The organism is Pseudomonas sp. UBA6310 (assembly GCF_002438225.1).
GTDB classification, from domain to species: domain Bacteria; phylum Pseudomonadota; class Gammaproteobacteria; order Pseudomonadales; family Pseudomonadaceae; genus Pseudomonas_O; species Pseudomonas_O kuykendallii.
This window is the reverse complement of record NZ_DJTK01000030.1, coordinates 15,705-29,163: the sequence shown is the minus strand read 5'-3', so window position 1 is coordinate 29,163 and position 13,459 is coordinate 15,705. Positions and strand designations below refer to the sequence as shown.

The following is a 13,459-nucleotide window of genomic DNA, read 5'->3' as shown; positions in this document are numbered from 1 at the left end:
GTCGCCCGGATAAAGTCCTAGCTTTTTAGTCGGGAAAGTATTCAGGCATCCGCCCGCGCCGCCTGCGGTTCGAGCCAGCGCCGGGTGCGGAAAAACAGCCGGCGCTCGATCAGTTGGTAACTGGCCCAGGAAATCAGCAGGATCGCCGGCATGCACGCGGCGATCACCCAGTACTCGTCGAAGCCGAAGCGTTCGTACAGGTACCAGCCGGTGGACAGCACGATGACGTGCACCAGGTACACCGAATAGGAACAGTCGCCGAGCATCTTCAGCGGTTTCACCCGCGTGAACCAGGGTTCCAGCGCGACGCAGGCGACGACGATGAACGCGCTGGGAACGCCCCAGTTGAGCAGCCGCGACGAAGCATCCAGATGCAGCACCAGCGCCATCGATGCCGCCAGGATGAGCAACGGCAGCCAGGTGCCTTGGCCGATCCAACCGCGCCGGTAAGCGATGCCGATGGCCACTCCGAAGAGGAACTCGTACAGGATGCTGTTGCGGTAGAAATTGCTCAGCCAGTCCTGATGTGCCAGCAAGGTGCTCACCAGTGCCAGCGTGACGGCGATCAACAGCGGGCGCAGACGCTGCGGCGCCACCAGCGACAGGGCGAACACCAGGTAGAAGAACATTTCGTAGTTCAGCGTCCAGCCGACGTTCAGCGTCGGGTAGAGCCCGTAGCCGCCGGGGTTTTCCGCCGGGATGAAAAGCAGCGAGAGGATCAGGTGACGCAGCTCGAAGGTCTGCCCCGGCGTCATTTGCTGGGCATAGAGAATGATCGCCGCCATCAGCAGGCTGTACAGCCAGTACGCCGGCACGATGCGCATGATCCGGTTGAGCAGGAAACGCCCAGCCTGGATGTCCTTGCCGGCGGTGGACAGGTAGATCACGAAGCCGCTGATGACGAAGAAGATATCGACGCCGATGGCGCCCTTCTGCACGAAGAATTGCCCGATCGGGCTGTCTGCCTTGAAGTCGAAGAACACCTGCATCACGTGGTGGCAAACCACCATCCAGGCCGCAACCGCTCTGAGCGCCTGAAGCGAAATCAACATATCGCGTCACTCGTGCGAGACGCCCTCCCGGCGCCCGGCGATACACCGCCTGTTTCGCCCGCCGCAGTCTGGAAAGTCCGCCACTGCCCGGCGCGGCCCTGCATCTTTTCTCAAGATGTCGACCGCGTTCGAGGGCAGAAAATTCGTCGCCGCCGCCGGCGGAACGGTGGCGCGGCGCCCGCTAAAGGTTCTGGTAGCGGTTCATGTCGAGCATCCCCGCCTCCACCGGCTCGGTCTCGCGCAGGAAGTTCGAGAGATCGAGGAAGTAGTGCCAGAAGTCCGGATGGCTGCGCCGGATGCCCCAACGCTCCACGGCCCGCTCGAAGCTCGCCGGGTCGCGCACCTGCTCCAGCGCGGCCACGAACGCGTCGGCCTCGCTCGCCTCGAGGTCGAAGATGAAGTTCGGGTAGCTGGTCAGCACACCGGGATACAGCGTCAGGGTGTCGAGGCCGGGCTGGTAGCGCAGCGACTCACCGAGCAGGAAGGCCACGTTGCTGTGCGCGCGGTTGCGCAACAGCGTGTAGATCTCGCGTCGACCGTCGCCCCGCTCGACCCGCAGCAGGGTCGCCTCCGGCAGTTCGTCGATCACCTCCAATTCGCTCGCCGGCCGGCTGACCAGGCGACTCAGCGCTTGCTCGACCCGCTGCAGCACCGGCGCCACCTGCGGGCGGAAACAACGTCCGTCGCGGCAGCGATTGATCGGGTCGGGATATGCATTGACCGCCGCGAAATGCTCCACCAGCGCCAGCCCGAAGGCGCGCTTGGCGTCCTTTTCCGGCAAGCCCAGCGCGCTCGGCGTGTGCGTGTCGATGCCCTGGTAATCCAGCCACATCTTCAACCGCCCGCTGTTCTGGTACCAGCTGTCCAGCTCTGCCTGCCGCGCCGCGGCCGGCAGCAGGCGGAGGAAGTTCACCTCGGCGCCATTGCGGATCAGGTCGAAGTACAGGCGTGTCTGGGCCTGGTGCGAGACGTTGCCGAACACGTCGAAGTTCACCACCAGCTGGTAATAGGTCCGCTCGAACAACGGATAGTCGAGCAGCCAGAGGGTCTTCGGCACGTCGCCGATGAGCCCCTTGCGCACCGACGCGCTGTCGAAGTGGCGGAAGATCGACAGCAGCGCGTTGTCATTACCGCGCCAGATATCGCCCCAGGCGGCCGGCTGCGCCTTGGCGTAGGCCTTCATGCGCAATTGCTCATAGGCGTTGCGCTTGTCGCGGTAGGCGAGCCAGAGGCCGAGCAGGTCGCCGACTTCGTCGAACTGGCCCGGCATCGCCAGCAGCGGCGTGGCCTCCTTGCGGTACTGGGCGTCGGTCAGGTAGAGGTCGTGCTCGGGCGCCTGGAAGGTCGTCCAGAAATTGTCCCGGATCACGTCCGTGGCGATCTGCCCGCGGCACACCGGCCCGCGGATGAAGGTGCGCACGAAGTATTCGGCGTTATCCAGCATGAACTGGTAACGCGCCTGCGGCGGAATCGCGGCGAAGGTCTCGAACGGGTTGGCACGTCGCTGCGCGCCGTATCCGGGCACCGCATCGGCCCGCCAGTCGCCGCTGTAGAACAGCTGGCGCACCCGCGCCAGCTTCTGCGCGCTGAGCGGATAGGTGATGTGCGTCTTGTGCACGATCACGCCCTGGACCGGCCACAGGCGGTAGTAGAAGACGGTGCCCGGATCGTCGTTCGGCCGCCGCGTGGCGATCGGGTCGATCGGCTGGCCGCTCGGCGTGCGCGAGCGCACCAACTGGAAGAAATGCCCGCTTTCGCCATCGTCGAAATACAGGTGCGCGAGGAACAGGTGCTCGAACAGCCAGCGATTCACTAGCGCCTCGCGTGCGCCCGGCGCATTGAGCAGGCGTTCCCAGTCGGCGATCTGCGCCACCTCGCTCAGGTTCGGCTGCATGTCCTGCTGATCCACCGGCGCGCCCTGCGCCAACCAGGTTTGCAGCGTGGTGTATTCCTGCTCGCTGAGCCCGGTGACGGCGAACGGCATGCCGGCATGGGCGAAGCGCTTGGCGTAGGCGTCGAACTCCTCCGGCAGCGGGCACTGGTTGTCGCGGCCGATACCGATATCCAGGTCGGCCGGCAACTTGGCGTTCGGCGTTGGCGGTTCCTGCCGGCCGAGTTCCAGCATTCGCTTCATCAGCGCGGCCTGGCCATCGCGGTCGTGGAGTACCGAATAGAAGTCCCTGCGCCGCCAGGCCGCCTCGCCCCGGGCATCCAGATAAAGCCGCGTCGGCTCCTGCGCCTTGCGCCGCTCACCGTCATACACCGGCAGCTTGCTGGCCCCGCGCAGGACGCCCTCGGTGCCGCCCAGATTCAACTGGCAGGGCGCGTCGTAGCAGGTGTGGCAGGCCACGCACTTCTGCGTGAGGATCGGCTGGATGTCGCGGCTATAGGAGATGCCCTCGGCGCCCAGCGCCTGTGCGGACATCACCAGGAAAACGGCGAGAAGCAAGCGGATGCGCATGTAGCGTTTTCCCGGAAAAAAATGAGCCGCGATTCTAGCGGGGCCGGCGACCGCCAGGCATCACGCCTGCATGAGTATTTCTCATACAAATGCAGGCGAGGATTAGCCGTAGCGCAACTTTGCTATCATTCGCGCCCTCTTCCCGCTTTACCCCAGGTAGTCACCATGCACGATCGCGCCCGCCTCCAGGCCCTCCAGCACGCACTTCGCGAGCGCATTCTCATCCTCGACGGCGGCATGGGCACGATGATCCAGAGCTACAAGCTGGAGGAAGCGGACTACCGCGGCGAACGTTTCGCCGACTGGCCGAGCGACGTCAAAGGCAACAACGACCTGCTGATCCTCAGCCGTCCGGACGTGATCGGTGCCATCGAGAAGGCCTACCTGGACGCCGGCGCCGACATCCTCGAGACCAACACCTTCAACGCCACTCAGGTGTCCCAGGCCGACTACGGCATGGAAGCGCTGGTCTACGAACTGAACGTCGAAGGCGCCCGTCTGGCGCGCCGCGTGGCCGATGCGAAGACGCTGGAAACGCCCGACAAGCCGCGCTTCGTCGCCGGCGTGCTCGGCCCGACCAGCCGCACCTGCTCGATCTCCCCGGACGTCAACGATCCCGGCTACCGCAACGTCACCTTCGACGAACTGGTGGAGAACTACACCGAAGCCACCCGCGGCCTGATCGAGGGTGGCGCCGACCTGATCCTGATCGAAACTATCTTCGACACCCTCAACGCCAAGGCGGCGATCTTCGCTGTGCAGGGCGTGTTCGAGGAGATCGGCTTTGAGCTGCCGATCATGATCTCCGGCACCATCACCGACGCCTCCGGCCGCACGCTGTCCGGGCAGACCACCGAAGCCTTCTGGAACTCGGTGGCGCACGCCAAGCCGATTTCCGTCGGCCTGAACTGCGCCCTCGGCGCCGCCGACCTGCGCCCGTACCTGGCCGAACTGGCCGCCAAGGCCGGCACCCATGTGTCCGCCCACCCGAACGCCGGCCTGCCGAATGCCTTCGGCGAATACGACGAAACCCCGGCTGAAATGGCCGTGGTAATCGAGGAATTCGCCGCCTCCGGCTTCCTCAACATCATCGGCGGCTGCTGCGGCACCACCCCGGCGCACATCCAGGCGATCGCCGAAGCCGTCGGAAAGTACCCGCCGCGCGTCATCCCGGAGATTCCCAAGGCCTGCCGCCTGTCCGGCCTGGAGCCGTTCACCATCGATCGCAACTCGCTGTTCGTGAACGTCGGCGAGCGCACCAACATCACCGGCTCGGCCAAGTTCGCGCGGCTGATCCGCGAGGAGAACTATACCGAGGCCCTGGAAGTCGCCCTGCAGCAGGTGGAAGCCGGCGCCCAGGTGATCGACATCAACATGGACGAGGGCATGCTCGACTCCAAGGCGGCGATGGTGAAGTTCCTCAACCTCATCGCCGGCGAGCCGGACATCTCCCGCGTGCCGATCATGATCGACTCCTCGAAGTGGGACGTGATCGAAGCCGGCCTCAAGTGCATCCAGGGCAAGGGCATCGTCAACTCGATCTCGATGAAGGAAGGCGTCGAGGCGTTCAAGCACCACGCCCGCCTGTGCAAGCGCTACGGCGCCGCCGTGGTGGTGATGGCCTTCGACGAAGCCGGCCAGGCCGACACCGCGGCGCGCAAGCGCGAGATCTGCCAGCGCAGCTACGACATCCTGGTGGATGAAGTCGGCTTCCCGCCGGAAGACATCATCTTCGACCCGAACATCTTCGCCGTCGCCACCGGCATCGAGGAACACAACAACTACGCGGTGGACTTCATCGAGGCCTGCGCCTATATCCGCGACCACCTGCCCTACGCGCTCAGCTCGGGCGGCGTGTCCAACGTGTCCTTCTCGTTCCGCGGCAACAACCCGGTGCGCGAGGCGATCCACTCGGTGTTCCTCTACTACGCGATCCAGAACGGCCTGACGATGGGCATCGTCAACGCCGGCCAGCTGGAGATCTACGACGAGATTCCCAAAGAGCTGCGCGACGCCGTGGAAGACGTGGTGCTCAACCGCACCGCGGACGGCACCGATACGCTGCTGGCCATCGCCGACAAGTTCAAGGGCGACGGCAGCGTCAAGGAAGCGGAAACCGAGGAATGGCGCGCGCTGCCGGTCGGAAAACGCCTGGAGCACGCGCTGGTCAAGGGCATCACCGCCTTCATCGTCGAAGACACCGAGGAGTTCCGCCTGCAGTGCGCGCGGCCGATCGAGGTCATCGAAGGGCCGCTGATGAGCGGCATGAACGTGGTCGGCGACCTGTTCGGCTCGGGCAAGATGTTCCTGCCGCAGGTGGTCAAGTCCGCTCGCGTCATGAAGCAGGCCGTGGCGCACCTGATTCCCTTCATCGAGGCGGAAAAAGGCGACAAACCCGAAGCCAAGGGCAAGATCCTGATGGCGACGGTGAAGGGCGACGTGCACGACATCGGCAAGAACATCGTCGGCGTGGTGCTCGGCTGCAACGGCTACGACATCGTCGACATGGGCGTGATGGTGCCGGCCGAGAAGATCCTGCAGACCGCCATCGCCGAGAAGTGCGACATCATCGGCCTGTCCGGGCTGATCACGCCGTCACTGGACGAGATGGTGCATGTCGCCCGCGAGATGCAGCGGCAGAATTTCCACCTGCCGCTGATGATCGGCGGCGCCACCACCTCGAAAGCGCACACCGCGGTGAAGATCGAACCGAAATACCAGAACGACGCCGTGGTCTACGTCACCGACGCCTCCCGCGCGGTCGGTGTGGCGACCCAGCTGCTGTCCAAGGAACTCAAGGCCGGCTTCGTCGAGCGCACCCGCGCCGAGTACGTCGAGGTACGCGAGCGCACCGCCAACCGCAGCGCGCGTACCGAACGCCTGAGCTACGAACAGTCGGTCGCCAACAAGCCGTCGTTCGACTGGGCCGGTTACCAGGCCCCGGTGCCCTCCTTTACCGGCGTCAGGCTGCTCGACAACATTGACCTGGCGACGCTGGCCGAATACATCGACTGGACACCGTTCTTCATCTCCTGGGACCTGGCCGGCAAATACCCGCGCATCCTGACCGACGAGGTGGTCGGCGAGGCCGCCAGCGCGCTGTTCGCCGATGCCCAGGCGATGTTGAAGAAGCTGATCGACGAGAAGCTGATCAAGGCGCGCGCCGTCTTCGGCTTCTGGCCGGCCAACCAGGTGCAGGACGACGACCTGGAAGTCTATGGCGACGACGGCGAGACGCTGGCGACGCTGCATCACCTGCGCCAGCAGACCATCAAGCCGGACGGTAAACCGAACCTGTCGCTGGCCGATTTCGTCGCGCCGAAGGACAGCGGCGTGCGCGACTACATCGGCGGCTTCATCACCACCGCCGGCATCGGCGCCGAGGAAGTCGCCAAGGCGTACCAGAACGCCGGCGACGACTACAACTCGATCATGGTCAAGGCATTGGCCGACCGCCTCGCCGAGGCCTGCGCCGAATGGCTGCACGAACAGGTGCGCAAGGAATACTGGGGCTACCAGCCGGACGAGCACCTGAGCAACGAAGAGTTGATCAAGGAAGCCTACAAGGGCATCCGCCCGGCCCCCGGCTATCCCGCCTGCCCGGACCACACCGAGAAGAAAGCGCTGTTCGCCCTGCTCGATCCCGAGTCCGACTTCGACAAGGCCGGACGCAGCGGCGTGTTCCTCACCGAGCACTATGCGATGTTCCCCGCGGCGGCCGTCAGCGGCTGGTACTTCGCCCACCCGCAGGCGCAGTACTTCGCCGTCGGCAAGGTGGACAAGGACCAGGTCGAACGCTACAGCGTTCGCAAAGGCCAGGAGCTGGCGATCAGCGAACGCTGGCTGGCGCCGAACCTCGGCTACGACAACTGAAGCGGCGCCGATGAATCTGCTGCGTTCCTTTCGCAAGATCCGGGCGCGACTTCTGGGCCAGCAGGCGCTTTCGCGGGCGGATGTCGCCCGCGAGCAGGCCCTCGCCCATCGCCGGAGTCTTGGGGAGACCACCTTCATCGGGATAACCGGCAGCGGCGCTAAAAGCACCACGGCGGCCTTTCTCCACCACCTGCTGTCCGACAGGAAGCGCTGCGCGCTTTCGCTGATCTACAACACCAGCGAGGCCATCGCACGGCGCATCCAGCGACTCGAGGCGCGGGACGAGATCGCCATCTTCGAGATCAGCGGCCACGGGCCGGGCGCCATCGACGCCTCCGCGGCGCTGGTCCAACCGCAACTGGCCATCGTCACCGTCATATCCAACGATCACTACTCCAACTATCGCGGAACCGACGCGACCACGCAGGAGAAAGGCAAGCTGGTCTCCCGTGTCTTCGAGGCCGGCGGCACCGCATTTCTCAATGCCGACGATCCGCTGGTGGCGAAGATGGCCGAGCTGGCGCCAGGCAGGGCGGTGCGCTTCGGAGAAAGCCCGGAGGCGGATTTCCGGGCAAGCAACGTGCGGGTTTCGGCGGACGGCCGGCTACGGTTCGATTGCACCCACGGCGCGGAAACCGCGGCGTTCGATATCGGCCTGCTGGGCAGGCACTTCATCGTCAGCGCGCTGGCCGGAATCGCCTGCGCCCACCATCAGGGGATGTCGCTGACCGAGATCGCCGAACGCGCGCGAAGCTATGTGCAGATGGCAGGACGATGTTCGATCCATCGCGTCGCGGGAGGTCCGACCTACCTGTGCGACACCATCAAGTCGCCGCTCTCCACCCTCGGCCTGGCGTTTTCGCTCATGGACGCATTCCCCGAGGCGCCGCGCAGGACCATCGTGATCGGCAAGATTTCCGATTATCCGGGCTCCACCGGGCGCAGCTACAACCGCGCCTATGCGCTGGCCAGGCCGCACTGCGAGCGGCTGGTTTTCTTTGGAGACAAGCCCCCCTCGCTGAAAGGGGCGGAAGAAGACGAACGCAACGGCGTCATCCTGTACGCGGCCAACCATGCGGAACTGCGCGCTCTGCTGAGCGACGCGCAGGAAGGCGAAGTGATTCTGCTCAAGGGTTCGGAGAAGGTGGACAAGCTTCTGCTCGCCCTTCCGGAGACGGGCGAAAGCGGCGTCCCGCCGTACCACGAGGCTCTTCCCGCCTGGGATCAACTGATTCGTGAAGCGGATTACTTCACGGCCAACAGGCGCGTGGATAACCGGTAATACCCAGACAACTTCCCCGCCGCCCATTCATTCGACCCAGCGTCCGAATAACGAAGGCCCGCAAGGATAATGGCACATTAAAATCAACTTGATTTAATTAGCGATGACAATTAGCCATTAATTGCAGATCGCCATCATTAGACTTGCTTTAGTCTCCCGATACTTGAAGAAGTTCATTATTAAGCGCTTTATTTTGAATAACGGGATATGACCAAACAGTCATTTACCGCTAGTCAGTTTTATTCGCCGCCTGTATTAACCGTCACTACCCTAGAGCGTCTTTAATTACGACGCCAGCAGCAGTAGGCCATTACAAGGCCTGTTGGCGAGGCCGACTCGCCGGGCTCTGACGGGCATAGCATTTCGCTTTTGTGTCTCTCCATCTCGGAAACGCAGTCTTGTCGGACATCGGCCGATCGACTTCCATTATCGATGAAAGGGGACTTCATGAAAGCCAGATATGCACATATCGATATTGCGCGGGGCATGGGGATATTGCTGGTGGTGTTCGGCCACAACTGGATCGTCTCGGACACCAAGACCGATCTGTTCAATGTCATCTATTCCTTCCACATGCCGTTCTTCTTCTTCCTCTCGGGATTGTTCTTCCGCCACACCGACTCACTGGCGAAACTGTCTTTCAACAAGTTCGACTCGCTGCTCAAACCCTATTTCGTAACGCTGATTCTGTTCGGTCTGGCGGTCGCCCTGGCCAAGCCGCTGAACTTCGCCGAATACGCCGCGCGCGTGTTGCACAGTACCGGCGGCAGCCTGCGCACGCTGTACGGCGATGAGAACGGGATGACCAGCTACTGGTCGCCGCTCTGGTTCCTAACCCACCTGTTCCTGCTGACGATCGTCGCCTGGCTGGGCATCTCGGCGTTCGAGAAGCTGCAACTGGGTATCCGCCCGCGCCTGGCCTTCATGGCGAGTTTTTTCATGCTCGGCGCGGTGGCGATGAATCAGGACTGGATACGCGGGCTGTCGTTTCCGGGCGATCAGTACGAGTTCAAGGGCATGCCGTTCAGCCTTGACCTGCTGCCGGTCACGCTGGGCTTCTTCCTGCTGGGGTACTGGCTGCGCGAGAAGGTGTTCAACTTCAGCCTTTCGCTCCCGCTGCTGCTGGGAGCGCTGGCGATCTTCGCGATCTGCCATTACGCCTTCAACGCCACCATGGACCTGAACAAGCGGCTGTACGACGACGTGGTGATCACCACGCTGGAAGCCGTTTGCGGCATCTACATCACGCTGGCCGTCGCCCATCTTCTCGGCCAGGGCAAGGCGGTGGTGGCGAGGGTGTTTTCCTACATCGGCGAGGCGAGCCTGCTGATCCTGATCTTCCACGCCTTCATCCAGAACAAGTCGTACTACCTGCTGGAAACCAAGCTGGGAATCAGTGGCATGCCCGCCGGGTTGATTTCCTTCACCCTCGCCTGCGCGCTGCCCATCGCGCTCTACTACATCATCGAACGGGTGCGTTTGTTCGCGCTGTTCTTCCTGCCGATCAAGAACTACTGGCCGTTGCGCAAGCCGCAGCCGCGCATGCCGAACGCGATCAGCTCAGGCGCGAACTCGAGCGACGGACGATCTTGATCGAGTGCTTCAGCGTCGGCTTGCGCGTGACGCTGATGGCCTTGCGAGTGACGGTATCGAGGGTGATGTTCCAGAAACCGGTGCTGGGCACGGTGATCTTCGCCGGGAAGGTATCGAAGGCGCCGCCGTGGTAGACATGGCGGCCGCCGTTCTTGAACGCACGGAAGTTGGCGTCGTTCATCAGGCGGATGTTGCAGGTCTGCGAGCATTCGATGATGACGAGGTCGTCTTCGTTGAGGTGTTCGCGCTGGTGTATGAATTTCATGGGAGCTCCACGTGCAGGTTTGCAGCGGCGCGAACGATAGCACGCCAGCGTCCCCCGCGGCCCGAGAAGCGGCGCCCGGCAGTAACTGGCGTTCTGCGCGTCGCGCGGGGAACGCTGGCATCGATTCGTCATCGGAGAAGATGGACGCTCAGAAACCCGCTTCCTTGAGGACACCCGCATGCCCCTTCCCCAGGTCAGATTTCCCAGCGCCAGGAACATCCCCGCCATCGGCCAGGGCACCTGGCGGATGGGCGAGCAGTCTTCACGTCGCAACGACGAGGTCCGTGCGCTGCGAATGGGCCTCGACCTCGGCCTGACGCTGATCGACACCGCGGAAATGTATGGAGACGGTCGCTCCGAGGAGGTGGTCGGCGAAGCGATTCGCGGGCGCCGCGACGAGGTGTTCCTGGTCAGCAAGGTGCTGCCCAGCCACGCCCGCCATGACTCGCTGATCAAGGCCTGCGAGAACAGCCTGCGGCGCTTGGGAACCGATCACATGGACCTCTACCTGCTGCACTGGCGCTCGTCGACGCCACTGGAGGAAACCCTCGGCGCCTTCGAGAGGCTCATCGCACAGGGAAAGATCGGCAGCTACGGTGTTTCGAACTTCGATGTCGACGACCTGCGGGAGCTGGCCGAAACGCCGTTCGGGGCGCACTGCCAGACCAACCAGGTGCTCTACAACCTCGGTTCGCGCGGGATCGACTTCGACCTGCTGCCCTACCAGGCGGAACGGCGCATGCCGGTCATGGCCTACTGCCCATTGGCCCAGGCCGGCGGGCTGGACGACGCGGTGTGGACTCACCCGCAGGTGCAGGCCGTGGCGAACAAGCACCGCGCCGGCGTCGGGCAGATTCTGCTGGCCTGGGCGATCCGCCCGCAGTGGGACGAGCGCCCGGTTCTGGCCATCCCGAAAGCGGTGCAAACCGAACATGTGCAGGCAAACGCTGCGGCGCTGGAGATCCAGCTGGATGCCGAGGACCTACGGGCGCTGGACACCGCCTTCCCGCCGCCGAAGCGCAAGCGCTCGCTGGATATCGTCTGAGCGAAGGCGCGCTCCAGCGCCTTCGCTCAGACGGACTTACAGCGGTAGGTCGAAGTCCTTGGCGATCAGCCCGAGCCAGGCGGTGAGCAGCTCGTCGGTCATGCCGCTCTGGTTGTCGAGGTCCAGCGCGAGGCCAACGAACTTGCCGTCGACGATCGACTCGGAGTGCTCGAAGTCGTAGCCCTCGGTGGGCCAGGCGCCAACCACCTTGGCGCCGCGTTCGACGACGAAGCGATAGAGCACGATCATCGCGTCGAGGAACTCGTCGGCGTAGCTCACCGAATCACCCAGTCCATAGAGCGCCACCGTCTTGCCGGTGAAGTCGACGCCTTCGAGTTGCGGCAGGAACTCCTCCCAGCTCTCGCTATCGCAGTCCGAGGACAGCCCTGGCAACTGGCCGTCGCCCAGGGTCGGGGTGCCGAGGATGAGGTACTGATACTGAGCGATGTCCTCGGGGGTCGCGCGGTTGACGTTGAGCGGATCGGCCATGGTGTCGTCGTCGAAGCGCTTCTTGATCTGTTTGGCGACCTTGCGGGTCTTGCCGGTATTGCTGCCGAAAAAAAGTCCGATCCTGGCCATCGTTCATCTCTCGCTGAGTGGGGGTCCTTGATCGCCCGGAATGCCGGGCGCTGGTACACGCCAGAGCAGAAACCGGGCCAGCGCCGGACAACCTTCTAAGCACATGATCCATAAGGCTTTTTGCCACAGTCCAAAAACCCTTGTCGGAAACCGCACAGCGACAGCCTTTGAATGGGTGGCCGATGTCGGATTTGCGACAGAGCCGCCCGTAGCGGCCACCTTCGCCTGCATCCGCGCCAATGGTAGGATTCGCGCCCCATGCGTATCCAAGACATTCACCAGCGCCTCGCCGATCTCGGCGCCAAGCCCGTGCACATCGGACGGATCAGCCGTGCCTGGCTGAAGGGGCTGCCTCTGGACAGCGGCACCCGCCACCAGCAGGCCCAGGATTTCCTGCCGTTGAGCGTCCGCGAGGGGCTGGCGGCGCTCGCCGGGGAGGTTGCCGGGCTGGCGCGGTTGCGCTCCGAACACCCGGCCGCCGACGGCTCCGCGCGGTTGCTGGTGGAGCTGGCCGACGGGCAGATGGTGGAAAGCGTGCTGCTGCCGCGCGATGGCCTCTGCGTGTCGAGCCAGGTCGGCTGCGCGGTGGGCTGCGTGTTCTGCATGACCGGCAAGAGCGGTCTTCTACGCCAGTTGGGCAGCGCCGAAATCGTCGCCCAGGTTGCCCTCGCCCGGCGTTTTCGCCCGGTGAAAAAGGTCGTGTTCATGGGCATGGGCGAGCCGGCGCACAACCTGGACAACGTGCTCGACGCCATCGACCTGCTCGGCACCGACGGCGGCATCGGCCACAAGAACCTGGTCTTCTCCACGGTCGGCGATCCGCGGGTGTTCGAGCGCCTGCCGCAGCAGCGGGTCAAACCCGCCCTGGCCCTCTCGCTGCACAGTACCGACGCCGCGTTGCGCCAGCGCCTGCTGCCGCGCGCGCCACGCATCGATCCGGACGAGCTGGTCGAGCTGGGCGAAACCTATGCGCGCACGGTGGGGTTTCCGATCCAGTACCAGTGGACGCTGCTCGACGGGATCAACGACAGCCAGGAAGAACTCGACGGCATCCTGCGCCTGCTCAGGGGCAAGTACGCGGTGATGAACCTGATTCCCTACAACAGCCTGGAAGCCGACGAGTACCAGCGCCCGGCCGGCGCGCGCATCGTCGAGATCGTGCGCTACCTGCACAGCCGCGGCGTACTGACCAAGGTGCGCAATTCGGCCGGTCAGGACATCGAGGGTGGCTGCGGCCAGCTGCGCGCCCGCGCGGTGGATGTGGTCAATACGCGTCGGCTGCAGCGTCGGCCGAGCTGAGGCCATCACG

General features: G+C 64.1%; 9 protein-coding genes. 5 read left to right on the top strand and 4 right to left on the bottom strand.

Annotation, left to right across the window (positions count from 1 at the left end; all coding sequences use genetic code 11):
• Positions 1-41: 41 nt before the first annotated feature.
• Together B3E91_RS06620 and B3E91_RS06615 are read right to left on the bottom strand one after the other, a co-directional pair.
• A complete protein-coding gene (locus B3E91_RS06620; RefSeq protein ID WP_287028794.1) occupies positions 42-1,052 on the bottom strand; it encodes an acyltransferase family protein in 1,011 nt (336 codons plus the stop codon).
• Between the two features lie 181 nt (positions 1,053-1,233).
• Positions 1,234-3,513: a fatty acid cis/trans isomerase gene (locus B3E91_RS06615; protein ID WP_287028793.1), complete on the bottom strand. Its 2,280-nt coding sequence runs from the start codon at positions 3,511-3,513 to the stop codon at positions 1,234-1,236.
• Positions 3,514-3,678: 165 nt separating this feature from the next.
• Between B3E91_RS06615 and metH the strand changes: the two genes are divergently transcribed.
• From metH to B3E91_RS06600, 3 genes are all read left to right on the top strand, one after another.
• Positions 3,679-7,386: a methionine synthase gene (metH, locus tag B3E91_RS06610; protein WP_287028792.1), complete on the top strand. Its 3,708-nt coding sequence runs from the start codon at positions 3,679-3,681 to the stop codon at positions 7,384-7,386.
• 10 nt (positions 7,387-7,396) lie between these two features.
• Complete coding sequence (locus tag B3E91_RS06605; protein WP_287028791.1) at positions 7,397-8,668, top strand: Mur ligase family protein; 1,272 nt, start codon at positions 7,397-7,399, stop codon at positions 8,666-8,668.
• Positions 8,669-9,115: 447 nt separating this feature from the next.
• Positions 9,116-10,261, top strand: coding sequence for an acyltransferase family protein (locus B3E91_RS06600; RefSeq protein WP_282342533.1), 1,146 nt, complete (start codon positions 9,116-9,118; stop codon positions 10,259-10,261).
• On the opposite strand, the gene B3E91_RS06595 is transcribed toward B3E91_RS06600, so the two are convergent.
• The gene (locus tag B3E91_RS06595) at positions 10,224-10,526 is read right to left on the bottom strand and encodes a DUF1883 domain-containing protein (protein WP_090230475.1); all 303 of its coding nucleotides are present in this window, start codon (positions 10,524-10,526) and stop codon (positions 10,224-10,226) included. The genes B3E91_RS06600 and B3E91_RS06595 overlap by 38 nt on opposite strands.
• A 178-nt stretch (positions 10,527-10,704) precedes the next feature.
• Here B3E91_RS06595 and B3E91_RS06590 point away from each other — a divergent pair, with 178 nt between their 5' ends.
• A complete protein-coding gene (locus tag B3E91_RS06590) occupies positions 10,705-11,571 on the top strand; it encodes an aldo/keto reductase (RefSeq protein ID WP_287028790.1) in 867 nt (288 codons plus the stop codon).
• Between the two features lie 36 nt (positions 11,572-11,607).
• On the opposite strand, the gene B3E91_RS06585 is transcribed toward B3E91_RS06590, so the two are convergent.
• Entirely contained in the window at positions 11,608-12,150 is a 543-nt protein-coding gene (locus B3E91_RS06585; protein ID WP_287028789.1) for a flavodoxin, read from the bottom strand.
• Positions 12,151-12,408: 258 nt separating this feature from the next.
• Between B3E91_RS06585 and B3E91_RS06580 the strand changes: the two genes are divergently transcribed.
• Positions 12,409-13,449: an RNA methyltransferase gene (locus tag B3E91_RS06580; RefSeq protein WP_287028788.1), complete on the top strand. Its 1,041-nt coding sequence runs from the start codon at positions 12,409-12,411 to the stop codon at positions 13,447-13,449.
• Positions 13,450-13,459 lie beyond the last annotated feature (10 nt).